Origin of the sequence: Yersinia entomophaga, assembly GCF_001656035.1 — a bacterium.
GTDB classification, from domain to species: domain Bacteria; phylum Pseudomonadota; class Gammaproteobacteria; order Enterobacterales; family Enterobacteriaceae; genus Yersinia; species Yersinia entomophaga.
The window spans coordinates 4,146,764-4,172,559 of sequence record NZ_CP010029.1; the positions used below are offsets into that span (position 1 = coordinate 4,146,764).

Genomic DNA, 25,796 nt, shown 5'->3' on the forward strand with positions numbered 1-25,796 from the left:
TCTCACCTTCGCTTAGTCTAATTCGTTATCGAGATCGTTATTGGCAGGAGCCGGACCAGACTGCACAACCTGAGATTTGTTGTATTTCGGGCTGAGCTGAATGTAGAGAACGGCCATGACGACACCAATCACACCCAAAGCAACAAGGTTGAAGTTGGTGAAGGCTGCGGTAACGAAACCTAAATAGAAGAACGGCATCAAGTAGCCAGCACGCATCATGTTGATAACCATGGCGTAACCGACCACGACGATCATACCCCCTGCGATATTCAGACCGTTGGTAACGACTTCTGGGATAGAGTTAAGCAGTGACTGAACTTCCGATGTCCCGACGGAAAGGGCAACGATCAGTGCAGGAATAGCAATACGCATGGCCTGTAAGAACAGGGCAGAGACGTGTAGCCAGGTAATGGCTCGCAGACTACCGCGCTCCGCCGCACTGTCTGCCGCGTGCTGGAAAGCCACGGTAACGGTACGAACGATGATGGTCAGCACTTGACCGGCGGCGGCCAGCGGGATCGCCAGTGCAATACCGGCCCCGATGCTTTGACCACCGGCGATAACCAGAATGGTAGAAATGATGGATGCCAGAGCAGCATCAGGGGCAACGGCGGCGCCGATGTTCATCCAGCCCAGAGCGATCATTTCCAACGTACCACCGATGATAATACCGGTTTTCATATCACCTAAAACGATACCGATTAAGGTACAGGCGACGAGGGGACGGTGAAATTGGAACTCATCCAGAATGGAACCCATCCCGGCGATACAGGCAACGATAAATATCAGCACAATCTGAAGAGTTGTGATCTCCATTGTACTTCTCCTATGACTAAAAAAAGCTGAGTAAAATAACCCTGTTCAAACAGAACCGGACATAACCTTTCTGTGTAGTTATTTATAGAGCTAATTAGTTAAGTTTTGCGATCAGATCCATCATTTTTAAGCGACTATCCGAAGACACTTTTCGTACTTCCAGTTCGATCCCGCGTTCATTTAATTTCTTAAATGCTTCGACATCTTTCTCATCAACGGAAACCGCGTTGTTGACCTGGGTTTTACCCTGACGGAACGCCATACCACCAATGTTGACTGATTTAATATCCACGCCGCCTTCTACCAGGCGCAGGACGTCGTTTGGATTGGTGAATAACAGCATGACCCGATCTTTGGCATATTTAGGGTTGTTGTATACGCGAATGGCTTTTTCCACATCGACGACGTGGGCCGTTACGCCGGGAGGAGCAACCTGAGTCAGTAGGGTCTTACGCATATGGTCGGCAGCAACTTCATCACTGACAACAATAATACGATTGACGTTGGTTTCTTTGGTCCAGCGAGTAGCGACCTGGCCGTGAATCAGACGGTCATCGATACGCGCCAAACCGATCTTCATATGGTCATCGGGACCCAAAGGTGCAGCGGGCGCGGACGGCGCTTTGGCTGCGGGAGCTGGTTGCTGCGTCTCGGGCTTATCACTCGTATCTGGCGTTTTTAAGGCTTTTACACCAGTGCGACCGGTTTCCACCGCGATACTGACCAGTTCGGCGAAGGATGGATTATCATCACGCGCCATAAAGGTTTCTACCAGCATCGGAATGTTAACCCCGGTGACGACCTCATAGTTTTCTTTATCAACAACGATACGGCTGGCGGCATTAAAGGGACTGCCTCCCCAGGTATCGACCAGGAACAAGACACCTTTCGTGGTATCCAGACCTGCCAATTTCCCTGTGTACTTCTCAATAAGCGTTTCGGCATTTTCACCGGGTACGAAATCGATATACGCGACGTTTTCTTGCTCGCCTAGGATCATTTCCGCAGTACGCAGTAGCTGTTCAGCCGCTGCCCCGTGTGTGCCGATGATAATAGCTATACTCACTCGCTACCCCCTCAGTTAACTCAAGATTGAGTTCTGGCACGTCATGAAAGTTGGTTTACTACCAGCGCGTCCCTGCGGTACATATTGAATCTATTATGATAGTCGTAATCACTACGACCCGCCGACGATTTGTCCTTTATCCCCATGAATCGATTCAGGTCATGGGCACAATGCCGCTGGCTGGTATTTATTTTAGTCAGTGAAAAAATAATTTATGTGACGTTGCTCATTTATTGGGACATGTTATGAATAGATTTAGTCTGGTTGGATAATTAAACAGCACTGATGTGACAAAGAGTGTTGGAAGGTTAATAATTCCCGCTATGACATTAAAAAGATTCCTGATAAAGTTAAGTTCATTTTTATTTGTAAGGAGTTAAGGGCCTCAGCTCTCCCTATGGACTGTCACCGAAGTTACTGCTTTGAAGAAGGTTATCCCCCGCCTGCGGGTAAAAATCAGGTTATTCGATCGCGTATTTATCTATCGCTCATCTTCGTACAATCTTTCACTGAATTCCGACGTGTAATCGGTTTGCGGCGTTTTGTCGTGCCTGTTAAATCACGTCTGTCCCGTCAGTCATGTTCTAATTTTTGGAGTCTTGCATGGAATTTCTAATGGACCCCTCGATTTGGGCAGGGTTACTTACGCTGGTCGTGTTGGAAATTGTACTGGGTATCGATAACTTGGTGTTTATCGCCATTCTGGCCGACAAACTGCCGCCTAAACAGCGAGACAAGGCCCGAATTATCGGCCTGGCGCTGGCGCTGATTATGCGTTTGGGACTGCTGTCGGTGATTTCATGGATGGTTACCCTCACCACCCCGTTGTTTAGCGTCGCCAGTTTCAGTTTCTCCGGACGGGATTTAATCCTGTTGGTCGGCGGGCTGTTCCTGTTGTTTAAAGCCACCACTGAGCTACACGAACGGCTGGAAGGTAATCAGCATGATGGCAATGCTAACCGAGGCTACGCCAGTTTTTGGGCGGTAGTCGCGCAAATTGTGGTGCTGGATGCGGTGTTCTCGCTCGATGCGGTGATTACCGCCGTCGGCATGGTGAACGATTTACCGGTCATGATGACCGCAGTGATCATTGCGATGGGCGTCATGTTGCTGGCCTCTAAAGCGTTAACTAACTTCGTTAACGCCCATCCTACGGTGGTGGTGCTGTGCCTTAGCTTCCTGTTAATGATCGGCTTAAGTCTGATCGCGGAAGGTTTCGGTTTCCATATTCCGAAAGGTTATCTGTACGCGGCCATTGGTTTCTCTATCCTGATTGAGCTGTTTAACCAGATTGCGCGCCGTAACTTTATCAAAAATGAATCCCGGTTGCCGCGACGCCAGCGTACCGCCGAGGCGATTATTCGCTTGATGGGCGGACGTAATCAGGAGCAAGAGCAGGGCAATGCGCCTCAAAATGCGCCCGTTGAAGCTTTTGCGGAAGAAGAGCGCTATATGATTAGCGGTGTGCTGACGCTGGCTTCCCGCTCATTGCGCAGCATTATGACGCCGCGCACCGAAATCAGCTGGGTTGATTGCCATCGCTCCAAAGATGAGATTCGGATGCAGTTGTTGGATACGCCGCATAGCTTGTTCCCGGTGTGCCGTGACTCGCTGGATCAGATTATCGGCGTGGTGCGAGCTAAAGATCTGCTGGTGGCCATTGAGCAAGGCCAGTCTATCTGCGAATTTGCGGCGGCAACGCCACCCATCGTGGTGCCAGATACCATGGATGTCATCAATCTGTTGGCGGTGTTGCGTAAAGCCAAAGGGCGTCTGGTGGTAGTCAATGATGAATTCGGTGTGGTTCAGGGGCTGGTAACGCCGCTGGACGTGCTGGAAGCTATCGCCGGTGAATTCCCTGACGAAGATGAAACCCCGGATATCATCACCGACGGGGATGGCTGGCTGGTGAAGGGCGGTGCAGATTTGCACTCGCTGGAGCAAGCGCTGAACTGTCAGGAACTGGTTAGCCCGACGGAGGACTACGCATCGCTGGCGGGGATGTTACTTTCTCACTCCGGCCACATGCCATCTGCCGGAGATGTGATTGAACTGCATCAACTGCGTTTCCAAATCATTGACGTGACCGATTACCGTATTGAATTAGTTCGTATCGATAAAATCGAACCTTCAGACGACGAATAAGCGCAGATTTTCGGTTAACCAGTTATACCCTAAGGGAGCCAATCGGCTCCCTTTTAACAATCCAGCCTCCTCCTGCTATCTCGGCTTCTGAGGGGGCAATGCACTGACGTCAGCCGTATTTCTTAGCGCGCGAATAATGCGCTGACCATTGAAACGCTAAATTAGACGGCGAAATAACGCTGCGATAAACCGGATGCTGTTTAAACGGACGAGACTTTCATGGAGAGAAATATACGAGTTTACGTGAGTTGATAGACCAAGAAATGTGTCTGATCTCCGGCGGTAATATGGGCAGCGGGAATTTACAGGCCGCAGCGAGTGTGAATACCAATCATTCAGTGAATTAATTTCTGCTGGAGTGGACCCTCTATCGATATGAATGAAACAATAAATATCCTCCGGCATAGCCGGAGGTTTTTCATATGCGCCTATAAGGCTCTGTTGCCAGCCGCGCCCTAACAGGCGCATCGCGATCTGACATTTGCATTTATGGATTACTTACGGCCCGTAAACGGGCTGCCCGGATAGGGGATCGAGAGTTGCTCTCCCATTTTATCCTCTTCCAACTGGTGCTTTATGTATTCTTGTATCCTGGCTGTATTTTTCCCAACCGTATCAACGTAATACCCTCGACACCAGCACTCCCTGTTACGGTATTTGAACTTCAAATCGCCAAACTGCTTATAAAGCATCAGGCTGCTCTTTCCTTTCAGGTATCCCATAAAACCCGACACACTCATTTTGGGCGGGATTACCAGAAGCATATGGATGTGATCCACACAGCATTCTGCTTCCAGAATATTCACGTTTTTCCATTCGCACAGCTTTTTTAAGATACTGCCTATCGCTTTGCGCTTTTCCCCGTAGAACACCTTTCTTCGGTACTTCGGCGCAAAAACCATGTGATATTTACAGCTCCATCGCGTGTGCGCTAAGCTCTTTTCGTCCCTCATAGGGACCCCCTTTTGATTTCTTGTTGAACATTTGCAGTTGCCAGACCGCAAACTGTTTTAACAAATCAAAAGGGGTTTTTATAACTGGCTCAAAGCTGAAAGCTTTACCGAACCTCCAGCCTAGCTGGAGGTTTTCTGTGCACAATAAAACGGGAGCCGATTGGGCTCCCGTTTGCTGATTTATTTTTGCCGGTTTAGCAAAAGGCATCAGTGAGTTGCATTGTATATTTAGTTACACTGCACTTTGATCGCCAGACCGCCGCGAGAAGTTTCACGGTATTTAGCATTCATATCTTTACCGGTTTCAAACATGGTTTCGATAACCTTGTCGAGAGAAACGCGCGGTTCGCTGCTACGGCGCATTGCCATGCGTGCGGAGTTAATCGCTTTTACCGAAGCAATCGCGTTTCGTTCGATGCAAGGAACCTGTACCTGACCGGCAACCGGGTCACAGGTCAGACCCAGGTTGTGCTCCATACCGATTTCGGCCGCAATGCATACTTGAATCGGGCTAGCGCCCAGCAGCTCCGCTAAACCGGCCGCCGCCATAGAACAGGCTACGCCCACTTCACCCTGACAGCCCACTTCTGCACCGGAAATCGACGCATTCATTTTATACAGAATGCCGATAGCGCCGGAGGCGAGGAAGTAACGGATAAAGATTTCCGGTGTCACAGGCTCGATAAAGTGATCGTAGTAAGCCAGAACCGCTGGAACGATACCGCAGGCGCCGTTGGTTGGTGCAGTCACCACGCGTCCACCGGCGGCGTTTTCTTCGTTCACGGCCAGCGCAAACATATTCACCCAGTCAATCACGTTCATTGGATCGCTGGAAAGTTTATCGGAAGAAACCAACAGACGGCGTAGCGCAGAAGCGCGACGCGGAACGCGTAGCGGACCCGGGAGAACCCCTTCGGTATTCAGACCACGATCGATACAGGCGCGCATAGTGTCCCAAATCGCCGTAAAGTAAGCATCAATCTCTTCTTTACTGTGCATGGCCAGCTCGTTCTGCATCACCATACCGGAGATGGACATCCCGGTGGTGCGACAGTGGGCCAGAATGTCTTCAGCGGAGTTAAACGGATAAGGTACGCTAATCTCGTTGACTGAGGCTTTACCGAAATGTTCTTCATCGACGATGAAGCCGCCGCCGATAGAATAGTAAGTTTTGCTGTACACTTTTTCATCGCCAGCGAAGGCGTGAATTTGCATACCGTTTTCATGCAGGGGCAGGTTATCGCTACGGAAAACCATGCCGCCTTCACGCGGGAAATCAACTTCGTGCAAGCCATTGGCCAGCATCAGTTTTTCACGTTGCTCAACATCGCGAATAAAACCGGGAATGCTATCGATATCTACGGTGTCAGGCATATTGCCCGCTAACCCCATAATGATAGCGATATCAGTATGGTGGCCTTTACCGGTTAATGACAGTGAGCCGTAAACCTCCACGGCCACACGCGTGATAGAAGGCATTAGTCCCTGTGTTACCAGGTCGTCTACAAACTGTTTGCCGGCTTTCATCGGTCCAACCGTATGAGAGCTGGACGGGCCGATGCCGATCTTAAACATGTCGAAAACGCTAATCACGCTAGAACTCCTCAAAAGGCATTGTGTTTAAAGCCGATGTTTTATGGTCGAAGCGTTTAAAAATTACGCAACGGGAACATCGGTATTGTAGGTTGACTCGTCAATTTTCGTGACTTTATTCGCATGAAATAAAGTAATCGCGAGCCTTAGTTTATTTTGTTTTTACTGGTGTTAGCGGTATCGATCGGATACAGCAACGGTCACTCTGTTAACCAACAACATAAGTGACTTTTTTTACGGGTTATTAACCCCACACTATTAGTGGTTTATAGTGAAGGAAGCTATTTTACAGGTATTTCATAACGCTGACAGGCCTGTTTACAGTTTTTTTAAAAACTGCGATACAGAGAACATAGAGTAAAAGTGGTAAAAGTGAGGTGATAGGGATCGTTTTATGCTGAAAATGAGGGGGTTAGCGCGTGATGATGTGATGGTTATCACGCGTTTCAGCGCGGTTCGATGCTGACCTGCTGAGCCAGACGGCGAATAATGGCGGCGGTGAGTCCCCAGACAAATTGACTTTCGTACCAGGAAAGGTAAATCCGGTGGTGCGCGCCCGCGCGATGAACATCCAGTGGATAATAACGTGAAAGGCTTAACGCTTCGTATAGCGGCATTTCGAATAGACCGGCAACCTCCTCTTCATTACCGTGAAAGGGGACGTCCGCAGGAATAAGACCCACAATTGGCGTGACCTGAAAACCCGTCGAGCTATCCAGTGGCCCTAGCTGACCCAGCACGCGTACCGATTCAGGAGGAATCGCTACTTCTTCCTGCGCTTCCCGCAGAGCGGTTTCAATCAGCGAATGATCTTCTGGATCGGCCTTGCCGCCAGGGAAAGCCACTTGTCCGGCGTGTTTACGTAAATGAGCGGAGCGACGAGTTAACAGCAGCGTCGGCTCTGGGCGACAAATAATCGGCACCAGCACCGCCGCGCGATGATGATGAGCCGACAGGCTGCCGGGCTGGGGCAACTGAAGCTGAAAACGACTGATAAATTCGGCTAAACTGATCCCACTCACGGCTGCGGGTTCTCCCCCAATAATGGCAAAATGCGCGCGATTTTATCAAAAGTTTCTTGATATTCGGCTTGCTCCTGACTGTCTGCCACTATGCCACCTCCCGCCCAACAATAGATTTTACCCTTTTCCGTCAATAAGGTACGGATGGTGATATTGGTATCCATGGTGCCACAGCAACTAATATAGCCAATGTTTCCGCAATATCCATTACGACGATGAGGCTCCAGTTGTTCAATAATCTGCATGGCACGGATTTTGGGCGCGCCGGTAATCGAACCGCCGGGGAAACAGGCACGCAGCAATTGTGTTGGCGAACAATTCGTCGGCAGGGTGGCGGTGATGGTACTCACCAGATGATGCACCGCAGGGAAAGGTTCCACCACGAACAGCTCCGGTACCCGAACGCTGCCAGGTTCAGCGACGCGGCCAATATCGTTACGCAGTAAATCCACAATCATCAGGTTTTCTGCTCGATCTTTGGGTGACGCGGCTAAGCGCTCAGCCTGCTGCCGATCGGCATCCGCATCTTTCAGTCGTGGCAAAGTGCCTTTGATTGGCCGAGTCTGTATCTGTTGATTTTCTAGCCAGACAAAACGCTCGGGGGAAACGCTGATCACCGTATGTTCAGGCAGGCGAATAAATGCGGAGAAAGGCGCGCGATTGCTGGCGCTCAGGCGTAAAAAAGCCTGCCATTCATCCCCCTGATATTCGGCGCTGAAGCGTTGCGCCAGATTGATTTGATAGCAGTCGCCACTGTGCAGATATTCCTGTACCTGACGAAATTTTTCGCCGTACTCTTCACGAGCCATATTGGCCTGCCAAGGGCTTTGCAGCTCGAAAGACTGGGGCGTAGCCGGGCGCTGCTGCTCGAGCCATTGATGGCGTTGCTCTATATCCCCGTGGCTAATTAGCGTCAGTTTTTGCCGTTGGTGATCGGCAATCAGCGCCCAGTCATACAAACCAATGGCCATATCCGGCAAGTGAATATCTTGCTGTGCCAGCTCCGGTAAGACCTCGATTCTGCGTCCTAAATCGTAACCAAATAGCCCTAATGCGCCACCCAAAAAGGGTAGGTCTGGATTCGGTGAGCAGGTCAATCCCAAGCAATCCAGCTGTTGCTGTAATAAATCGAAGGGATCGATTTCTGAATATTGGGTATTCAGGGAATCGCTGATTTCCGTTTCTTTGCCTCGGGTGATCAAACGCACGCGGGGTTCAGCGACCAAAATATCAAACCTGTTATGGGAATGCTCGGCAAAACCCGAATGCAGCAGCATCGCCCAAGGCAAAGTGGAAATCGGAGCGAAATAGCGTAACAACGCATCGGGGTGATAAGGCAGGCTTTTACAGAAAGGAGCATTGGCTTGCAGGCTATGAGTATTTTTTTCGACTGACGACATGACAACTCGTGAAATAATTTCGGGGAAAAGATTCGGCCTGTAAGGTTATCACAGATTATGTGGGCGAGGGCAGTAGCGGCTTGACAGGGAATTCCCTATTACGCTAAAGAAACGGGTATACTTGCCGGCTAATTCGTAGGAGACAGATAATGCTAGCGGGAATGCCCTCACTTTCTCACCAAGAGCAACAGGAAGCTGTTGAACGTATTCACCAACTGATGTCCGAAGGGATGAGCAGTGGTGAAGCCATAGGTCTGGTTGCGGAAGAAATTCGCGAGCGCCACAAAAACGATCCTCAGGCAATGGTCATCTTTGATGATGAAGACTTTGAGGAACACAGCGATCCTGAATATCGCCGCGACAATGAAAAAGACGCGGACGAGTATGAGGATGACTACGAAGGTTAGTGATAACTATCAGTGACCAGAAGCTAAGTTATCCGAAGGCTAGCTAGCCAAAGTCAATCGCCATCATGAAGGTTTCGGTAAACTAGCCTGCAACCTTCATGATGTTTCGTATCACTTCCTAGAGCCTTGGATTTTTAGCTGTGGCTGACCGTGATTTGCCCAGCGGCATTTTTCGCCACGGCCACGGCTTGTTCTACCGTTTCGGCTACGGCCAGCGCGACGCCCATCCGCCGTCTGCCGGCAATTTCGGGTTTACCAAACAAACGCACGTCCACGTCACCCAGCAGCGCATTTCCCAAACCGCGATATACCACATTCTGGCTGGTTAACTCAGGTAAAATAACCGCCGAGGCGGCGGGGCCATACTGGCGAATCTGGCTGATTGGCATGCCGAGGAAGGCGCGAACATGCAGCGCAAATTCGGAAAGATTTTGTGAAATCAGCGTGACCATACCGGTATCGTGTGGGCGAGGGGAGACTTCGCTGAAAATAACTTCATCACCGCAGATAAACAGCTCCACGCCGAATAAACCGTAGCCACCCAAAGTTTGAACCACTTTAGCCGCGATCGCCTGAGCGCGTTGCAACGCCAGTTCGCTCATCTGCTGCGGCTGCCAGGATTCGCGATAATCACCCTCCTCCTGACGGTGGCCAATCGGCGCGCAGAAATGGATACCATCTACGGCGCTGATGGTCAGTAGGGTAATCTCGAAGTCAAAATTAACCAGACCTTCCACAATCACCCGACCGCCGCCGGCGCGACCGCCTTGCTGTGCATAATTCCATGCGGTTTGTCGTTGCTCTTCACTGCGGATCAGGCTTTGCCCTTTGCCAGAGGAACTCATCACTGGTTTCACAATGCACGGATAACCGATTTCGGCCACGGCTTGACGGAAGCGGCTTTCGGTATCGGCAAAACGGTAGCTGGAAGTGGGTAATCCCAGCGTTTCTGCGGCCAGACGACGAATGCCTTCACGGTTCATTGTCAGGCGAGTGGCTTCGGCGCAGGGCACTACGTGTTGACCCATAAGCTCCAGCTCCACCAGCATATCGGTGGCAATGGCTTCAATTTCCGGCACGATGTAGTGGGGGTTTTCCAGCTCCACAATTCGTTTGAGCGCCGCCCCATCCAGCATATTAATCACGTGACTGCGGTGGGCGACGTGCATAGCAGGGGCATCGGCATAGCGATCGACGGCGATCACTTCCAGCCCAAGGCGCTGACATTCAATCGCCACTTCTTTGCCCAGTTCGCCAGAGCCAAGCAGCATCACACGGGTTGCGCCGGGGCGCAAAGCAGTTCCAATGGTTAACATAATTCGATACCTACATCAGCAAGATAATATGCGAGGAAGAAACCGCCGCAGTATATACGAAAACGATTGCGCGGGCAGCGCTTAGGGCAAAAAACAGGTTTGAGTGCGGATAAATTCAGCAAAGTAAGGTCTGGAGCAATCAGGGGGGCGAAGATATCGAAAGGGATGCATTTGACCCATATCTAGGGTTACAGGAGAAAAACGCAGATTTCCCCGCGCTTTTTTACGCTTTAACTCAAGAAAAGGCCTCAACTCTGCTATTATCGCCGCAAATATTGCGCTTGCCTTCAGGCATCGCTTTCAATCCATTCCGTTATATAAGAGTTACCGCCGTGAGCACAACGTCCTTTTCTTCCCTAACGCTGCCTGCCGAGCAGTTGTCGAACCTTAATGAACTCGGTTATACCGAAATGACGCCGGTACAGGCCGCCGCGTTACCGGCCATTCTGAACGGGCAAGATGTTCGGGCCAAAGCCAAAACGGGCAGTGGTAAAACGGCCGCATTCGGCATTGGTTTGCTGGATAAAATTGCCGTGGGTGAGTTTGTGACTCAGGCATTGGTACTCTGTCCAACTCGCGAACTGGCCGATCAGGTCAGTAAAGAACTGCGTCGTTTGGCTCGTTTTACTCAAAATATTAAAATTCTGACCCTATGTGGCGGCCAGCCAATGGGGCACCAGTTGGACTCTCTGGTTCATGCGCCGCATATTGTTGTGGGCACGCCGGGACGCATTCAGGAACATTTGCGTAAACGCACCTTGGTATTGGACGATCTGAAAGTGCTGGTGCTGGATGAAGCGGATCGCATGCTGGACATGGGCTTTACTGACGCGATCAATGACGTTATCAGCTACACGCCGCCGCAGCGCCAGACGCTTCTGTTTTCCGCTACTTATCCGGCGGGGATCGAACAGATCAGCGCAAAAGTACAGCGTGAGCCGCTGAACGTAGAAGTGGCCGATGAAGGCGATGAACCGGCGATCGAACAGGTATTCTTCGAAACGACTCGTGAAAAACGTCTGCCGCTGCTGATCTCAGTGTTAAGCCACTATCAACCGGCGTCCTGCGTAGTATTCTGCAACACGAAAAAAGACTGTCAGAGCGTTTACGATGCGCTGGAATCACGTGGAATCAGCGTATTAGCGCTGCACGGTGACTTAGAGCAGCGGGATCGTGATCAGGTGCTGGTGCGCTTCTCTAACCGTAGTTGTCGAGTGTTGGTTGCCACCGACGTCGCGGCGCGCGGTCTGGATATCAAAGATTTGGAACTGGTTGTGAACTTCGAACTGGCTTTCGATCCGGAAGTCCATGTACACCGCATTGGTCGTACCGGGCGTGCGGGCATGAGCGGACGGGCAGTCAGTCTGTGTACGCCGTCAGAAATGGGGCGTGCGCACGCGATTGAAGATTATCTGCAAATCAAAGTGAAATGGACGCCGGCGGAGCAAGTGAGCCGCAGCGCCAATGTCATGCTGGAGCCAGAAATGGTGACGTTATGCATCGACGGTGGCCGTAAAGCCAAGATTCGCCCAGGCGATATTTTGGGGGCGTTGACCGGCGATGCGGGTTTGACGGCGGCTGACGTCGGTAAAATCGATATGTTCCCAGTTCATGCTTACGTTGCTATTCGCAAAGCCAGTGCGAAACGGGCTATACAACAATTGCAGCAAGGTAAAATTAAAGGCAAAAACTGCAAGGCACGTTTGTTAAAATAGTAAATAACGATTTTTACGGGGTAGCGTGTATTGCGTTGCTCCGTTTCAGCCCCTTATATTGAATGTTAATAACTGACGGATTTACTGTTTAAGTTATTGAATTTATATATTTATTTCGTTTGTTTGAGCTGGCCGGAATCATTCCTTCCGCTCAACGGAATGACTATTTAACCGCATTTAATAAAGGGAATGTATTAAATATGATACCTGTCATTAATCAGACCGCAGTATTTTTCCGCCCAGCTTCTCTTTCTTCTTCCTCGGTTAACCCTAATGATTTTGCACCCCCAACAGGTGAGATAAAGTCCGCGCTGGATCAGCATATTAAGGGAAAGCAGGTGCTGGTTTTTAGCGGCTTTTCCGGCATGGGGTACGACGATGTTGAAGCGTTTCAAACCTCACTTGAATCTACATTAAAAGAGGCCAGCCTCAACCACGGAAAACATAATGTAGTGGTGGTCGCGGGGGCGACCAGCGTAGGTATTGGAGCGGTTTATTCGCTAGCAAAAAAACTCGAAATTAAAACGCTGGGGATTGTTTCTGAACAAGCCAAAGGCGGCGGTGAAATAGCCAGTAGTTGTGACGATGTAATTTATGTTCCTGATAAAAAAGGCAGTTGGCAGGTGCTCTACTATATAGATAAGGCGAAGGGATTAACGGGTTCATATATGACTTATGTCGCCTCAAAAGCATCGCCAGCTTCAGGTGGTGAGTTCTTCGCTTTTGGGGGCGGAGACGTGACGGTGAGTGAACTTAAGGAAGCGAAAAAACTGGGAATAACCACGCGAGTTTATCCTGATTTCCAACCCAATCGGGATAAAGTAAAAGAGCGCCAGGCCAATAAACCGGGTAGCGATATGACGCCCGTGAAAACTTATATGACTCAGTTTTTGGAATAAAGCCTGACCACATTTTTCGGTAGCGGATGCCAATCCGGGTTTGAGATCCGTATTTACGAAAATCGTGTTCGCTAAATGAGTGTTCATCAATTTGCCGTTGAATGACTTCGAATAATGGGAAGCGCTGAGCCGCAACGAGAGCTTCCCATTATGTTATAATTTCTCCGGATTAAATATTTCCTGCTTATGTATCCGCCACTTATCGTTTTCAGAAATCCCTATTATTGGAAGGGATTTCGTTCTTTCATTTTGAGGTGAATAACGCAGCAGGGAATGATTACCATCATGTCTGAGTGTCTCTTCGGGGCGTCGCGGATATTAATAAAGTTACGGGTTGGTAAAAGGACTCTAATAAATGGCCGTTGAAGTAAAATTCGTTGTAGTACGACAGGGTGAGGAAAAAATGACTTTCACAACCAAAAAAGAAGCCGATGCATACGATAAAATGTTGGATTTGGCCGATAATCTGGCCGAATGGTTGTCGCAGTCCCCTCTGACGATGGAAGAAGAACAGCGTGAAGCGCTGAGTTTCTATCTGGCTGAAAATAAAGATGTTTTATGGCAGATTTTACGTGGCGCTGCTCCAACCGCAGCGGCGGAGCCTGTGGTGAAAACCAAGGCAGAGAAAGGCGCTGCCAATAAGAAAAATGACAAAACCGAAGAAATTCAAGCGGCTTAATGAGTTATCTCCCGGCAAAATGGGGAAAAAGGATCTAGAATGAATCGTGAAATCACCTTCTTCAGCCGTTTTGAGGCGGATATTCTGGCGAATCGTAAAACCATTACTATTCGTGATAGCAGTGAATCCGATTTTCAACCCGGTGAAGTTTTGCGGGTTTGCCGCAATGAGGATGGCGTATTTTTTTGCCACATTGAAGTGAAGTCAGTGACGCCAGTGACATTGGACGCATTAACTGAACGCCATGCGAAGCAGGAAAACATGTCATTGGATGAACTGAAAAAGGTGATAAAGGAGATCTATCCCGGTTTGCAGCAATTTTATGTGATCGAATTTACCCAGTGCTAGTTCTGTAATGGAATTCACTCTGTAACCTACAACGCGATCTTTTGCTGCACCTCCGGATAGAAATAATAACGATTGGAGGAGCAATGAAAAAAACGGCATTCACTTTGACTGCGATGATGATGGCGCTGGGTAGCATGGCTGCATCGGCTCAAAACCACGAGCAGGAGCAACGCACTGCGAAGTTCCCCGCCTGCGTGGGATTGACTCAGGCCAAGGTGGCGACTCAGGTGAAACGTGACTTTTTGCAAAATCGCATTGTCCGTTGGGAGTCTGATAAAAAGCTGCTGGGAACCGCAACGCCGGTGGCCTGGGTGAGTCCAGATGATATCAATGGGAAAGACGATATCTGGGAAGTGCCGCTGACGGTGCGCGGGACCAAAGCGAATAAAAGCTACGACGTGGTTCTGAACTGCGTTGAAGGGACGATAACCTACAGTTTGCCGCAGTAACAGGTTAAATTTAGACAGGTTTTAGTCGCTCAGGCTATTTTGAATGACAGTGTCCGAGTGCCGCTTTCTGACTGAAATCCCGATTCGCAGGAACGGCATTCGGCGCTGATTATAGTTTCTCCGAATTATTCAACGACTGTTTACGTTGCCTCTCGATACACCTCTTATTTATCATATGGTTACCACGACATCGGATTTGCCGAAAACGTGCAGGTGCTCTTGGCATCGTGCGTTAATCGTGTCACTCTGGCAAACATATATTGATACGGATAATTCACAGATGATCACACCTCCAAAGGCGGCCAAGCGCCCTCATACCATGACTTTGCACGGCGATACTCGTGTAGATGATTACTATTGGCTCCGCGATGATGAACGGAGCAATCCCGAAGTATTACGCTACCTGCAGGCGGAAAATGATTTCACCGAAGCGGTGTTACAGCCTCAGCAACCGCTGAGGGAAAGCTTGTATCAGGAGATGGTAGCGAGGATCCCTCAACAGGAAGCCTCGGTTCCTTATGTGCGTAATGGATATCGTTACCAAACTCGCTATGAACCGGGCAATGAATACGCTATTTACGTTCGCCAACCTAAAGAGGTCAATGCCGAATGGCATACGTTGCTGGATGGCAATATCCGTGCTGCAGACAGCGAGTTTTATACTTTAGGCGGTTTGGACGTGAGTCCGGACAATCAGCTACTGGCGGTTGCCGAGGATTTTCTGTCTCGCCGTCAGTATGATATTCGCGTTAAACAAATCAGCGACGATCGCTGGCATGACGAAGTCATCCGCAATACCTCGGGTAATTTCGAGTGGGCGAATGATTCGCAAACCCTGTATTACGTGCGTAAACACGAAAAGACGCTGCTGCCTTATCAGGTGTATCGCCACCGTATCGGCACCGATCCAGAGCAGGATGAGCTTATCTATCAGGAACAGGACGATACTTTTTACGTCAGCCTGGAAAAAACCACCTCGGAGCGTTTTATTCTGATTCACCTCGGTAGCACCACCACTTCGGAAATCCTGCTATTGGATGCCGATGACGCTGAGGCGATGCCGCAAATGTTTGCTCCGCGCCGTCAGGATCATGAATACGGTTTGGATCATTATCAGCAGCATTTCTATATTCGTTCGAATAAAAACGGGAAGAATTTTGGGCTGTATCAGAGCCAGCAGGCTGATGAAAGCCAATGGCAAACCCTGATCGAGCCACGAGTTGAAGTGATGCTGGAAGGCTTCAGCCTGTTCCGTGATTGGCTAGTGGTGGAAGAACGTAGTCAGGGGTTGACGCATCTGCGGCAAATTCACTGGCGTAGCGGCGAAGAGAAAACCATTGCCTTCGACGATCCAACCTACACCACCTGGCTTGCCTACAATCCAGAGCCGGATACCGCGCTGTTGCGTTACGGTTATTCCTCCATGACCACGCCAAGTTCGCTGTTTGAAGTCAATATGGATACCGGCGAACGGGTTTTGCTGAAGCAGCAGGAAGTGAAAAACTTCACGGCAGAACATTATCGCAGTGAACGGATTTGGGTGAGCGCGTCGGATGGGGCAAAAGTGCCCGTTTCGCTGGTTTATCATCGCGATCACTTTAAGCCGGGGACTAACCCGCTCATGGTTTATGCCTACGGTTCCTACGGGAGCAGTATGGACCCAGCGTTTAGCGGCAGTCGTCTGAGCCTGTTAGATCGTGGTTTTGTCTACGCATTGGCGCATATTCGCGGCGGCGGCGAACTGGGGCAGCAATGGTATGAAGACGGTAAGTTATTCAACAAAATGAATACTTTTAACGACTTTATTGATGTAACCAAGGCTTTAATCGAGCAAGGCTACGGCGACGCCGAACGAGTGTTTGCTATGGGCGGCAGCGCTGGCGGCTTATTGATGGGCGCGGTGATCAATCAGGCTCCTGAATTATTTAAAGGCGTAGTAGCGCAGGTACCTTTCGTTGATGTGGTCACGACCATGCTGGATGAATCTATTCCGTTGACGACTGGCGAATACGAAGAGTGGGGCAATCCGAACGATAAGGCTTATTACGACTATATTAAACAGTACAGCCCTTACGATCAGGTGCGCGCTCAGGATTATCCTCATTTACTGGTGACGACCGGCCTGCACGATTCCCAGGTGCAATACTGGGAACCGGCAAAATGGGTCGCGAAGCTACGGGAAATGAAAACTGACGACCATCAACTGCTGCTGTTTACCGATATGGACTCCGGCCACGGCGGTAAATCAGGTCGTTTCAAAGCCTACGAGGATATCGCACTGGAATACGCGTTTATCCTCGCGCTGGCTTAATTTACCTATGATTCCAGATAATGCGTTAGGGTATGGCGCATGTCTGGAGTCAGGTCTTTCACCGATTTCAGCATCCAACGCAGATAGTCCGGATCTTGCTGGGCTATCTGTTCAATGTTTTGCCCACGATACTTGCCAAATTTCAGCGTCCGTAACAGCAGGGGGGCCTGCGTCAGCTCAACCATTTTCTCAGCGCTCCAACCGGAGTCTTTAATTATGCGTTGCAGCAGGGCGGCGGTGATATAGCAGTCATATAATGCGCGGTGGGGATAAAGATTTTCCGGTGGCGTAACTTCCAGTCGCAGGGCATAACGCAGATATTGATTACTGTATTTGATATCCGGATACAGTGCTCGCGCCAATTTATAGGTACAAATCCACTCACCGCCCATTTCCGGCAAGACACCTCGGTCAAACGGGGCATTGTGCGCGACATAATATTGACTGCCTTGATATCGGCCAATGGCTTTAGCAATTCGAGGCTTACCTTCCACCATTTCTTCGGTGATATGGTGAATGGCCATAGCTTCAAGGCTAATTGGCCGGTCCGGGCTGATTAAATCACTGATCGGATTAACGATTCGCCCATCAATCAGATCCAACGAAGCAATTTCGACGATCCCGCCGTCTAACCCGCAAGTCTCAGTATCAATAATGCGAAAATTCATGTGTTCTCCAGAGACTGGCCATTATTCGGTTTTATCTGGCGATCATAATAGACTGGCCAGTCCCTGCCAACTTTCTTCAGTCAGGCGGGTAATCACCAGAGCCTCGTGTTACCGCTAATCTGGGCGATCGCGTTGCCTTGTTGATCCCACACTGCGCTTATGCCCGCGCCGATTTTAGCCGAATAAATTAAGTTATAGGCAATAAAAAACCCGCCTGAGCGGGTTAACTTAACGTGATGAAAAACCTTTACTCTGCGCTGGAAGAAGATGCCTTCTTCGCACGTTTCTCCGCCTTTTTTTCGGCCGGAGTTTTCAGTGGTTTTTTCTTCGCGTTCTTTTTGCTGTCCATTCCCTTACTCATGGTTTGCCTCTCTATGACCTTCGGTTAGGTTGGTACGCATCTTCATTAAGGCCCTAATAGCGAATACTTGCAAGGAGATAAAGTCGATAAAAGGCTAACACGCTGTTAATTATAATGATTATTAAAATGTAATACTTGATATTAACGAGGAATAGCGACATTAACATCCTTTGCCAGTGAAACCGATGTAATGATCGGTTATGGAATCTGCAGCGCATTTCCTAATGATTGACTCATCAACGGCGATAAAAAATGCGCGATAGGGATCGTATAACCGGTATTTAAATGATTAATCAGCTTTATTTGACCTCTTTAGTCGTTGACCCTGCGTCAGGCATAGGCTTTTATAGAGAGGTGATCAATAACAAAAATGGAAAATGCGATGGGACAATTACGGGGACTCTATCCGGCTTATGAGCCTTACGATTGCGGCTGGTTGGAAACCGGTGATGGGCATAGCATCTATTGGGAGTTATGCGGTAATCCGCAGGGAAAGCCCGCAGTATTTATTCACGGCGGTCCCGGTGGCGGCATTGCGCCATATCATCGCCAGTTATTCGATCCAACCAAGTATAAAGTGATGCTGTTTGATCAACGCGGCTGCGGGCAATCCAGACCACATGCCAGCCTGGATAACAATACTACCTGGCATCTGGTGGAAGACATTGAGCGTCTGCGCGAACTGGCGGGTGTCGGTCAATGGCTGGTGTTCGGCGGTTCCTGGGGCTCTACGTTGGCATTGGCCTATGCGCAGAAGCATCCGGAGCGGGTGAGTGAGATGGTGCTTCGGGGGATTTTCACCCTGCGCAGAGAAGAATTGCTTTGGTACTATCAGGACGGCGCATCCCGTTTCTTCCCCGATAAATGGCAAAGGGTATTATCCATTTTATCTGAAGAAGAGCAAAAGGATGTGATCGCGGCTTATCGCAAACGTCTGACATCCCCGGATCGGGCTGTGCAGCTGGAAGCTGCGAAATTATGGAGCCTGTGGGAAGGGGAGACGGTAACGTTATTACCAACTAAAAGCTCGGTTTCATTCGGAGAGGATGATTTTGCCTTGGCTTTTGCCCGCATTGAAAACCATTATTTCACCCATAACGGTTTTTTGGCCCATGACAACCAGCTTCTGGATGATGTTCCATTAATTCGTCATATACCGACGGTTATTGTTCACGGCCGTTACGATATGGCATGTCAGGTGAAAAATGCCTGGGATCTGGCCCATCGTTGGCCTGAGGCAGAGTTACATATAGTGGAAGGTGCCGGGCATTCATTCGATGAGCCGGGGATATTGCATCAGTTGATGTTATCAACGGACAAATTTGCCAAATAATCGGGTTCCCGCAGGCTAAACGCTGGCGGGAACCTTTCAGTCGCCTTACTTAATTTTAGGCTCATAAGGCAAACGTGAGAATTTATTCGATTCGCTCCGATAGTGCGCGAGGCGCTGCAAAAAGTAGTCTCGCAGGTTTTCCGTCTGTTCACGGGCAACCAGTTCAGGGATCACTGGCATGTTATAGCGTTCCTTAAATGCAACGCCCGATGCAGCTAAATCGACGTTCATTTTTGCCGTTTCTTCGTCAGAAAGCTCTGCCAAGTTGTAACCCATCGTTTTCTCCTCTTTCGACTTAAGCGGCGGATTGTATCAAATCAGCGTTGAAAATAATGCAGGCATCTCCCTATGGCAAGAGGGTGTGGATAACGGCAGAGAGGAATGTAGAGAAGAAATAGCGAGCCAAATAATAAATGAGAATGATTGGCGTTTATTTTAAATAATAAATTAAAAATAAGAATGATTCCTTTTATTATTGGCGGGCTTGTTGATAATAGTTATCAAAGTTATTTGCCCACTTTTTCCCAGATTAATTAAATAATTTATTTCCTCATATTAAACATGCAGTTAATACAATTTGTTGTTTTAATCTTTTTAAATGTGAATAGGGTGTTTTTATTTTGTGTTTATGTTGGCATAATACGTGAAATAACCTCCTGCCAACCTGCATGATAAAAACTAGGGACTAATTATGTTGAAGAAAGAAATGGCTCAAAAGCTCAATGAGCAACTCAATTTAGAATTCTATTCTGCCAATCTTTATTTGCAAATGAGTGCATGGTGCAGCGATAAAGGTTTTGAAGGTGCGGCCGCTTTCTTGAAAGAACATTCGCAGGAAGAGATGCAGCATATGCAGCGTTTGTTTGAATACCTGAGCGGCACAGGTTCGATGCCGATATTGGGCACCATCAGTGCGCCCCCGGTAGAGTTTGGCTCGTTAGCTGATGTCTTCAAGCTGACCTATGAACATGAGCAATTGATCACCACCAAGATCAATGAACTGGCACATGTTGCCATGACTACGCAAGATTACTCGACGTTCAACTTCCTACAGTGGTACGTTTCTGAACAGCATGAAGAAGAAAAACTGTTCAAATCCGTATTGGATAAATTGGCTCTGGTGGGTAACAGCGGTAATTCTCTGTTCTTTATCGATAAAGATTTGAAGAACATGGCCACCAGCGCGCAAATCCATTCTCAAGGTTAATTCTATCTTTTGAGCTATAACCGCAGTTTCTCTGTTATCGACAGAGGCTGCGGTTTTTTATTTTGTGTCATCCCTGCCTGAAACCATTTCTTGTCTGTGCCTGTAAGCTCGACTTCATACTCTCAACTCATTATTATTCATGGCTAACATACGGAAACGGATGACTTCAAGTGAGCATCCGGTGGCTTTTCGACCACTTATCCGATGTCGGCAGTTTATTTTGTGTGGTATCTCACATGTAGTACATCCAACTGGAAGCGATCGGGGTTTACGCCGCCAATATAGGGTAAAGTTGGTAGCAGCGATTTTTTTACCCCAATTTATTTAAGGGACTTTATGTTAATTAACAAAGTACGTTCATCCTGCCGCATGCTTTCTGCACTGGTTGTTTTGTTTGTTGGCCTTTCCAGCCAGCAGGCTTTAGCTCATGCTCATTTGAAAGTGGAAACCCCTGCCGCCGATACCACGGTAAGTGCCGCTCCAGAAGCGTTAACACTTAATTTTTCCGAAGGGATCGAGTTGGGTTTCAGCGGTGTGAAGGTGACGGGGCCAGATAATAACGCGGTGAAAACCGGCGCTTTAAAACTTGACCCGGTTAATAACACTCAGTTGATTTTGCCGTTGGATAATGCGCTAAGCGCAGGGAAGTATAATGTTTCCTGGCATGTGGTGTCCGTTGATGGCCACAAAACCAAAGGCAATTACAGCTTCACTGTAAAATAATATGTCTTTAGCGGCCTTATTTGTCCTGTGTCGCTTTGTGCATTTTATGGCGGTGATGCTGATGTTTGGTGTCAGCGTATTCACCGCCATATTGTCATCCGACCGTTTCGCTCTAACATTACAACAACGCCTTCAACCCTTGCTGGCTAGCAGTACGCTAGTCGCGGCATTTTCTGCCGTCGGCCTGTTGTCCATTCAGGCTGGAATTATGGGCGATGGATGGGCAGATACCTACCAGTTTCCCGTGTGGGGGTTAGTGCTGGGCACGCGTTTCGGCCAGGTTTGGCAGTGGCATCTCGCACTGTCTTTCATCAGTATCCTGCTGTTGTTTTTCAATCGAAAATCATATTTTTCGGCTCTGATGGTCGCCTGTTCGTCGCTGTTACTGGCTAGCTTGGCTTTTATCGGTCATGCGGCGATGCATGATGGCATAATTGGCTGGATACATCAGTCGAATCAAATTCTGCATCTTTTCAGCGCCGGTTATTGGTTCGGTAGTCTTTTACCTTTGCTGGTTTGCCTGCCCTATACCCGCAATAGTCAGCATAAACCCGCCGCTATCCATACTTTAATCCGTTTTTCCAGTTGGGGTCATTTGGCTGTCGTGCTGGTGGTTGTCACCGGAATGATTAATAGTTTCATTATACTGCGTGGTTGGCCCCTGGATTTCACCTCGACATATCAGAGATTGCTTTGGTGCAAAATTGTCTTGGTTGTTTTGATGATTATCATTGCGGTAATCAATAGGTATCGCGTGGTTCCAGCAATTCGTCATTTACCGGAAAAAGCGCACTATTGGCTGGTGATGAACGCTTGGTTTGAGGTGGTACTAGGGGCGGCGGTTCTACTTTTGGTGAGCACCTTTGCTACATTTGAGCCGGTATAAGCGGCTAGAGGGCTAACTAGCAGGGAACAAGGCTTGCTTCTTTAGGGTTAGATGCAGGAAAATCAGGTCAATCAGCTAACTTAGGAATAGTTAACATGAAGGGTTTCGCGCTAACGCTTTCTCTTTTGCTTCTGGCTGCTAATGCTGCGGCAGCATCAAAGATTATCACGGTCAGTAAGTTTGAATTTGGCAAGCAATGGGCATTCACGCGTGAAGAAGTGATGCTGGAGTGCCGCTCAGGTAATGCGCTGTTCGTGATTAATCCCAGTACACTAGCGCAATATCCTCTCAATGAAGTAGCAACTGAGCAGATGAAATCAGGAAAAGTATTGGCTTCATCATTAGATCCGTTGGTTTTGGAAGACAAAGATAATCCGGGCAAAAAAATGAGCCTGCAACCTTTCCAGCAACGAGCTCAAACTCTGTGTGAAAAATAGGGCGAAAGCGGATATGCCCGCCGGGATAGCGTTTGAATAATCTCATAATTACCAGTGGACTAACTAAGAAGCTATTAGTTAACCTGAGTGATTATTAAGTTATTATGTCGAAAGTTGGTAAAACGTGGGTCGTCTACTACGCTTAAGTAGTACGGCTGAATAAGCCTGCATGAAATGCCAACTTTTAGCGCACGGCTCTCTCCCAAGAGCCATTTCCCTAGACCGAATATAGGAATCGTATTCGGTCTTTTTTTATCTGATTGTTTTTATTGATGTTTTTTCTCTCCGTCCGAAAATGTCCGAAATTTGTCCGAAATCCTATACTCGGCCTAAATCTCAACCCACTCATTTTTACGTGAATCCAGGTATACATTCGTCATTTTCATCGACTTGTGACCAAGCAATTTCTGTGCAAATTCCTTACCGTATTCTGCTTCATAAAGCCGCGATGCCAGGCTGCGGATTTCATGAAAACTGGGCGGGGAGACTTCATAAACCAGATCGGTTGCCTTCAATGCTTTAACAAATGCTTTGGTGAGCGAGTCCGCATTTAATGCACCGGGCTCTCGGCCTGATTTTCTACTGGACGAGCAAATGAGATATTCGCTCTTATTGTTATTCAGGCATTGTTCTACAACGTCACCGACGGAGGTATTCATTATTTCCAACCGAAGTGATAGTGATATAGCTATCTGCATTTTAGTTTTACTTTGGACTATCCAAAGCTTGCCATCATGCACGTCGCTTCTTTTTAATTGCCGCACATCGTCACGGCGTTGACCGGTAATCAGCGCCAGTGCCAGGCTGAGTTGAACCCAGTTCTGTTGTTGGCCGGCAGCCTCATAAATCTTGCAAAAGGCTTCATAGTCGAGCCGCTCTCGCTTAACTTTTGGTGACGGCGTACGGGTTGCTTCCACAGGATTGCGGCTAATTAATCCATCAGCTATGGCCTCTCTGAAAACGTCTGATAAAACAGAGCGCAAATTAACCGCCATTGAACTTTTACCATTATCGACATAGGTATTAATAAAATCAGCGATATGCTTGGTGGTAACGGTTTCAATCGGCTTATCTCCAAATTCTTGGTTAATATATCCGATTTGCAGGACTCTCATTTTCATGGTGTTATCAGCCAGCTCCCGACGCTTTAATAGTCCTCATGTATTGGCCACCTGAATAGAGGTGATATGCTCACCTCAGAACAATACAGGTGCCTCAATGAAAAAAAGAAATTTTAGCTCAGAGTTTAAACGCGAATCAGCTCAACTCGTTGTTGATCAAAACTACACCGTTGCTGATGCGGCCAGCGCTATGGATGTGGGTCTTTCCACCATGACGCGATGGGTAAAACAGCTGCGTGATGAACGCCGGGGAAAAACGCCAAAAGCTTCTCCTATTACTCCAGAACAAATTGAAATACGTGAGCTAAAGAAGAAACTACAACGTATTGAAATGGAAAATGAAATATTAAAAAAGGCTACCGCGCTCTTGATGTCAGACTCCCTGAACAGTTCTCGTTAATCGGGAAACTCAGGGCGCGTTATCCTGTGGCCACACTCTGCCACGCGTTCGGGGTTCATCGCAGCAGCTACAAATACGGGAAAAACCGCCCTGAAAAGCCAGACGGCAGATGGGCTGTATTACGAAGCCAGGTTCTGGAACTGCACAGCATCAGTCATGGCTCTGCTGGTGCAAGAAGTATCGCCACAATGGCAACGCTGAGAGGCTTCCGGTTGGGGTGATGGCTCCATGAAAGAACTGGGTCTGGTCAGCTGCCAGCAACCTGTTCATCAATATAAACGTGGCGGTCATGAACATGTCACTATCCCGAATCATCTTGAGCGTCAGTTCGCAGTCACAGAGCCAAATCAGGTGCGGCGATGTGACATATATCTGGACCGGGAAACGCTGGGTATATAAAAATGGAAGCAATACGCTGTCTGAAGCGTTATATCTCACGCGAAGTTTATACATTACTGCGAAATCAAAACAGACAGATCAACAGCATCTCGATAACGGCTTGACTCTTAGAAGGGCGTCCAGGGTAGCCACTATACAAGCAGGCAGTTCCGACAGTCACTGTGGCGGTACCGGATCAGGCAAAGTATGAGTCGCCGTGGAAACTGCTGGGATAATAGTCCAATGGAACGCTTCTTCAGAAGCCTGAAGAATGAGTGGGTACCGGTGACGGGTTACATAAACTTCAGCAACGCAGTGCACGCAATAACGGACTATATCGTTGGGTATTACAGCGTGCTCAGGTCGCACGAATATAACGGTGGGTTACCGCCAAACGAATCGGAAAATAGATACTGGAAAAACGCTAAAGCGGTGGCCAGTTTTAGTTGACCACTACAAAACGCGTATCGTCGTCGGTCGGGTCGTCTTCGCCATGATCTGCTGGCGGGTTAATCGACGTGACTTCAATGGGATTGCTTGGCGCAGGAATACCGAGCCGAAAACTGGCCGCAGGATAATTACCTCTGCCTTGGGTCGCAATGGCGGAACTGGTTACCTTGGGGTATTCGCCATCGGTAAAATACACCCGATCATATTTATCCTGAGCGATTGGGCTATGTATCGCATCCACCTGTCCGCGCCAGGCAAACCAGAAATTATCCCGGTAACGGAATATTGTCTCTGGTTTGAAGGCAAAGGTTTTTCCGCCGTCACCATCAGCCATCATTGGGGTAATTACGCCGTGGCGGAAGTGGCAATTACGGGCAACCGTGGCGGCTTGTTCAGGTAACAGATGTGCGACCGCACGCGGCATTTCACCACGCATGGTCGTGATATCAATAGCGGGCATAATGAGTGATTTCCGACAGGCATAAAAAAAGCCCCACTAAAAAGTGAGGCTTGGCATCTTTGGGTAATTTAGCGCGTAACCTGTTCGGCATCAATGATATCGTCGTTTTTTTCGCAACCAGAGCATCAAACAACGACGGATAACACGAAAACCATGAGCGAGCCAACATCCACCTTATCAATAAGTATACAATTTGATAGTATTGTAAAAGATATTCAGATGTATTTTGTGAGTTCGGAATTTTAGGTTTTTC

General features: G+C 48.5%; 25 protein-coding genes and 1 pseudogene. 14 read left to right on the forward strand and 12 right to left on the reverse strand.

The window, feature by feature from the left end; genetic code table 11:
• Nucleotides 1-12 precede the first annotated feature (12 nt).
• Both PL78_RS18615 and manX read right to left on the reverse strand, forming a co-directional pair.
• Nucleotides 13-816 carry a PTS mannose/fructose/sorbose transporter subunit IIC gene (locus PL78_RS18615; RefSeq protein ID WP_049600476.1) on the reverse strand — a complete coding sequence of 268 codons (804 nt, stop codon included), beginning with the start codon at nucleotides 814-816 and terminating at the stop codon, nucleotides 13-15.
• Nucleotides 817-910: 94 nt separating this feature from the next.
• Nucleotides 911-1,882 carry a PTS mannose transporter subunit IIAB gene (manX, locus tag PL78_RS18620; RefSeq protein WP_064517958.1) on the reverse strand — a complete coding sequence of 324 codons (972 nt, stop codon included), beginning with the start codon at nucleotides 1,880-1,882 and terminating at the stop codon, nucleotides 911-913.
• Between the two features lie 603 nt (nucleotides 1,883-2,485).
• Here manX and PL78_RS18625 point away from each other — a divergent pair.
• Nucleotides 2,486-4,027, forward strand: a complete 1,542-nt coding sequence (locus PL78_RS18625; RefSeq protein WP_064517960.1) for a TerC family protein — start codon at nucleotides 2,486-2,488, stop codon at nucleotides 4,025-4,027.
• A gap of 494 nt (nucleotides 4,028-4,521) precedes the next feature.
• Here PL78_RS18625 and tnpA read toward each other — a convergent pair whose 3' ends face one another.
• From tnpA to pabB, 5 genes are all read right to left on the reverse strand, one after another.
• Nucleotides 4,522-4,980 carry an IS200/IS605 family transposase gene (tnpA, locus tag PL78_RS18630; RefSeq protein ID WP_071925618.1) on the reverse strand — a complete coding sequence of 153 codons (459 nt, stop codon included), beginning with the start codon at nucleotides 4,978-4,980 and terminating at the stop codon, nucleotides 4,522-4,524.
• Nucleotides 4,937-5,188 carry a hypothetical protein gene (locus PL78_RS20500; protein WP_064517964.1) on the reverse strand — a complete coding sequence of 84 codons (252 nt, stop codon included), beginning with the start codon at nucleotides 5,186-5,188 and terminating at the stop codon, nucleotides 4,937-4,939. Before PL78_RS20500 ends, tnpA begins: the two co-directional genes overlap by 44 nt.
• Nucleotides 5,189-5,208: 20 nt before the next feature.
• A complete protein-coding gene (gene sdaA / locus PL78_RS18640) occupies nucleotides 5,209-6,573 on the reverse strand; it encodes an L-serine ammonia-lyase (RefSeq protein WP_049600486.1) in 1,365 nt (454 codons plus the stop codon).
• A gap of 446 nt (nucleotides 6,574-7,019) precedes the next feature.
• Nucleotides 7,020-7,595, reverse strand: coding sequence for a CoA pyrophosphatase (locus tag PL78_RS18645; RefSeq protein ID WP_371112922.1), 576 nt, complete (start codon nucleotides 7,593-7,595; stop codon nucleotides 7,020-7,022).
• Nucleotides 7,592-8,995, reverse strand: a complete 1,404-nt coding sequence (gene pabB, locus PL78_RS18650; protein ID WP_064517968.1) for an aminodeoxychorismate synthase component 1 — start codon at nucleotides 8,993-8,995, stop codon at nucleotides 7,592-7,594. The genes PL78_RS18645 and pabB overlap by 4 nt, the downstream gene beginning before the upstream one ends.
• Nucleotides 8,996-9,144: 149 nt before the next feature.
• Here pabB and PL78_RS18655 point away from each other — a divergent pair, with 149 nt between their 5' ends.
• Nucleotides 9,145-9,402 (forward strand): YoaH family protein, encoded by a 258-nt coding sequence (locus PL78_RS18655; RefSeq protein WP_064517971.1) that lies wholly within the window; start codon nucleotides 9,145-9,147, stop codon nucleotides 9,400-9,402.
• Between the two features lie 134 nt (nucleotides 9,403-9,536).
• On the opposite strand, the gene purT is transcribed toward PL78_RS18655, so the two are convergent.
• Entirely contained in the window at nucleotides 9,537-10,718 is a 1,182-nt protein-coding gene (gene purT, locus PL78_RS18660) for a formate-dependent phosphoribosylglycinamide formyltransferase (protein WP_064517973.1), read from the reverse strand.
• A gap of 332 nt (nucleotides 10,719-11,050) precedes the next feature.
• On the opposite strand from purT, the gene dbpA reads away from it, so the two are divergent.
• The 6 genes from dbpA (at nucleotide 11,051) to PL78_RS18690 (ending at nucleotide 17,119) form a co-directional block, all read left to right on the forward strand.
• Nucleotides 11,051-12,433 carry an ATP-dependent RNA helicase DbpA gene (gene dbpA, locus PL78_RS18665; RefSeq protein ID WP_064517975.1) on the forward strand — a complete coding sequence of 461 codons (1,383 nt, stop codon included), beginning with the start codon at nucleotides 11,051-11,053 and terminating at the stop codon, nucleotides 12,431-12,433.
• Between the two features lie 200 nt (nucleotides 12,434-12,633).
• Nucleotides 12,634-13,332, forward strand: a complete 699-nt coding sequence (locus PL78_RS18670) for a hypothetical protein (protein ID WP_064517977.1) — start codon at nucleotides 12,634-12,636, stop codon at nucleotides 13,330-13,332.
• A 355-nt stretch (nucleotides 13,333-13,687) separates the two neighbouring features.
• On the forward strand, nucleotides 13,688-14,011 hold the full coding sequence (locus tag PL78_RS18675) for a YebG family protein (RefSeq protein ID WP_064517979.1): 324 nt from the start codon (nucleotides 13,688-13,690) through the stop codon (nucleotides 14,009-14,011).
• A gap of 39 nt (nucleotides 14,012-14,050) precedes the next feature.
• The gene (gene yqfB, locus PL78_RS18680) at nucleotides 14,051-14,359 is read left to right on the forward strand and encodes a N(4)-acetylcytidine aminohydrolase (RefSeq protein WP_064517981.1); all 309 of its coding nucleotides are present in this window, start codon (nucleotides 14,051-14,053) and stop codon (nucleotides 14,357-14,359) included.
• An 83-nt stretch (nucleotides 14,360-14,442) separates the two neighbouring features.
• A complete protein-coding gene (yebF, locus tag PL78_RS18685) occupies nucleotides 14,443-14,808 on the forward strand; it encodes a protein YebF (RefSeq protein ID WP_064517983.1) in 366 nt (121 codons plus the stop codon).
• Between the two features lie 280 nt (nucleotides 14,809-15,088).
• On the forward strand, nucleotides 15,089-17,119 hold the full coding sequence (locus PL78_RS18690) for a S9 family peptidase (RefSeq protein WP_064517985.1): 2,031 nt from the start codon (nucleotides 15,089-15,091) through the stop codon (nucleotides 17,117-17,119).
• 5 nt (nucleotides 17,120-17,124) lie between these two features.
• Here PL78_RS18690 and exoX read toward each other — a convergent pair whose 3' ends face one another.
• Complete coding sequence (exoX, locus tag PL78_RS18695; RefSeq protein ID WP_064517987.1) at nucleotides 17,125-17,787, reverse strand: exodeoxyribonuclease X; 663 nt, start codon at nucleotides 17,785-17,787, stop codon at nucleotides 17,125-17,127.
• Nucleotides 17,788-18,530: 743 nt separating this feature from the next.
• Between exoX and pip the strand changes: the two genes are divergently transcribed.
• Nucleotides 18,531-19,481 (forward strand): prolyl aminopeptidase, encoded by a 951-nt coding sequence (gene pip, locus PL78_RS18700; RefSeq protein ID WP_064517989.1) that lies wholly within the window; start codon nucleotides 18,531-18,533, stop codon nucleotides 19,479-19,481.
• A gap of 45 nt (nucleotides 19,482-19,526) precedes the next feature.
• On the opposite strand, the gene PL78_RS18705 is transcribed toward pip, so the two are convergent.
• Nucleotides 19,527-19,757 carry a DNA polymerase III subunit theta gene (locus PL78_RS18705; RefSeq protein WP_064517991.1) on the reverse strand — a complete coding sequence of 77 codons (231 nt, stop codon included), beginning with the start codon at nucleotides 19,755-19,757 and terminating at the stop codon, nucleotides 19,527-19,529.
• A gap of 415 nt (nucleotides 19,758-20,172) precedes the next feature.
• On the opposite strand from PL78_RS18705, the gene ftnA reads away from it, so the two are divergent.
• The 4 genes from ftnA to PL78_RS18725 all read left to right on the forward strand — a co-directional run bounded on the left by ftnA (nucleotide 20,173) and on the right by PL78_RS18725 (nucleotide 22,734).
• Nucleotides 20,173-20,688: a non-heme ferritin gene (gene ftnA / locus PL78_RS18710; RefSeq protein WP_064517993.1), complete on the forward strand. Its 516-nt coding sequence runs from the start codon at nucleotides 20,173-20,175 to the stop codon at nucleotides 20,686-20,688.
• 336 nt (nucleotides 20,689-21,024) lie between these two features.
• Nucleotides 21,025-21,411, forward strand: a complete 387-nt coding sequence (gene yobA, locus PL78_RS18715) for a CopC domain-containing protein YobA (protein ID WP_064517994.1) — start codon at nucleotides 21,025-21,027, stop codon at nucleotides 21,409-21,411.
• A 1-nt stretch (nucleotide 21,412) separates the two neighbouring features.
• Nucleotides 21,413-22,297, forward strand: coding sequence for a copper homeostasis membrane protein CopD (gene copD, locus PL78_RS18720; RefSeq protein WP_064517996.1), 885 nt, complete (start codon nucleotides 21,413-21,415; stop codon nucleotides 22,295-22,297).
• 95 nt (nucleotides 22,298-22,392) lie between these two features.
• A complete protein-coding gene (locus tag PL78_RS18725; protein ID WP_064517998.1) occupies nucleotides 22,393-22,734 on the forward strand; it encodes a YebY family protein in 342 nt (113 codons plus the stop codon).
• 329 nt (nucleotides 22,735-23,063) lie between these two features.
• Here the strand turns inward: PL78_RS18725 and PL78_RS18730 are convergent, their stop codons facing one another.
• Nucleotides 23,064-23,855 (reverse strand): tyrosine-type recombinase/integrase, encoded by a 792-nt coding sequence (locus tag PL78_RS18730; RefSeq protein ID WP_064518000.1) that lies wholly within the window; start codon nucleotides 23,853-23,855, stop codon nucleotides 23,064-23,066.
• A gap of 97 nt (nucleotides 23,856-23,952) precedes the next feature.
• Between PL78_RS18730 and PL78_RS20050 the strand changes: the two are divergent.
• Nucleotides 23,953-25,083, forward strand: a pseudogene (locus PL78_RS20050) (IS3 family transposase).
• Here the strand turns inward: PL78_RS20050 and PL78_RS18745 are convergent.
• Nucleotides 25,076-25,543 carry a hypothetical protein gene (locus PL78_RS18745; RefSeq protein ID WP_064518002.1) on the reverse strand — a complete coding sequence of 156 codons (468 nt, stop codon included), beginning with the start codon at nucleotides 25,541-25,543 and terminating at the stop codon, nucleotides 25,076-25,078. The pseudogene PL78_RS20050 and the gene PL78_RS18745 overlap by 8 nt on opposite strands.
• Between the last annotated feature and the right edge of the window lie 253 nt (nucleotides 25,544-25,796).

Bases quoted from the DNA above. Each gene is read 5' to 3' on its own strand.
- PL78_RS18615 (WP_049600476.1), bottom strand. From the start codon at position 816: ATGGAGATCACAACTCTTCAGATTGTGCTGATATTTATCGTTGCCTGT.
- PL78_RS18625 (WP_064517960.1), top strand. From the start codon at position 2,486: ATGGAATTTCTAATGGACCCCTCGATTTGGGCAGGGTTACTTACGCTG.
- tnpA (WP_071925618.1), bottom strand. From the start codon at position 4,980: ATGAGGGACGAAAAGAGCTTAGCGCACACGCGATGGAGCTGTAAATAT.
- PL78_RS20500 (WP_064517964.1), bottom strand. From the start codon at position 5,188: ATGCCTTTTGCTAAACCGGCAAAAATAAATCAGCAAACGGGAGCCCAA.
- pabB (WP_064517968.1), bottom strand. From the start codon at position 8,995: ATGTCGTCAGTCGAAAAAAATACTCATAGCCTGCAAGCCAATGCTCCT.
- PL78_RS18655 (WP_064517971.1), top strand. From the start codon at position 9,145: ATGCTAGCGGGAATGCCCTCACTTTCTCACCAAGAGCAACAGGAAGCT.
- purT (WP_064517973.1), bottom strand. From the start codon at position 10,718: ATGTTAACCATTGGAACTGCTTTGCGCCCCGGCGCAACCCGTGTGATG.
- PL78_RS18670 (WP_064517977.1), top strand. From the start codon at position 12,634: ATGATACCTGTCATTAATCAGACCGCAGTATTTTTCCGCCCAGCTTCT.
- PL78_RS18675 (WP_064517979.1), top strand. From the start codon at position 13,688: ATGGCCGTTGAAGTAAAATTCGTTGTAGTACGACAGGGTGAGGAAAAA.
- yqfB (WP_064517981.1), top strand. From the start codon at position 14,051: ATGAATCGTGAAATCACCTTCTTCAGCCGTTTTGAGGCGGATATTCTG.
- yebF (WP_064517983.1), top strand. From the start codon at position 14,443: ATGAAAAAAACGGCATTCACTTTGACTGCGATGATGATGGCGCTGGGT.
- PL78_RS18690 (WP_064517985.1), top strand. From the start codon at position 15,089: ATGATCACACCTCCAAAGGCGGCCAAGCGCCCTCATACCATGACTTTG.
- exoX (WP_064517987.1), bottom strand. From the start codon at position 17,787: ATGAATTTTCGCATTATTGATACTGAGACTTGCGGGTTAGACGGCGGG.
- pip (WP_064517989.1), top strand. From the start codon at position 18,531: ATGGGACAATTACGGGGACTCTATCCGGCTTATGAGCCTTACGATTGC.
- PL78_RS18705 (WP_064517991.1), bottom strand. From the start codon at position 19,757: ATGGGTTACAACTTGGCAGAGCTTTCTGACGAAGAAACGGCAAAAATG.
- ftnA (WP_064517993.1), top strand. From the start codon at position 20,173: ATGTTGAAGAAAGAAATGGCTCAAAAGCTCAATGAGCAACTCAATTTA.
- yobA (WP_064517994.1), top strand. From the start codon at position 21,025: ATGTTAATTAACAAAGTACGTTCATCCTGCCGCATGCTTTCTGCACTG.
- copD (WP_064517996.1), top strand. From the start codon at position 21,413: ATGTCTTTAGCGGCCTTATTTGTCCTGTGTCGCTTTGTGCATTTTATG.
- PL78_RS18725 (WP_064517998.1), top strand. From the start codon at position 22,393: ATGAAGGGTTTCGCGCTAACGCTTTCTCTTTTGCTTCTGGCTGCTAAT.
- PL78_RS18730 (WP_064518000.1), bottom strand. From the start codon at position 23,855: ATGAAAATGAGAGTCCTGCAAATCGGATATATTAACCAAGAATTTGGA.
- PL78_RS18745 (WP_064518002.1), bottom strand. From the start codon at position 25,543: ATGCCCGCTATTGATATCACGACCATGCGTGGTGAAATGCCGCGTGCG.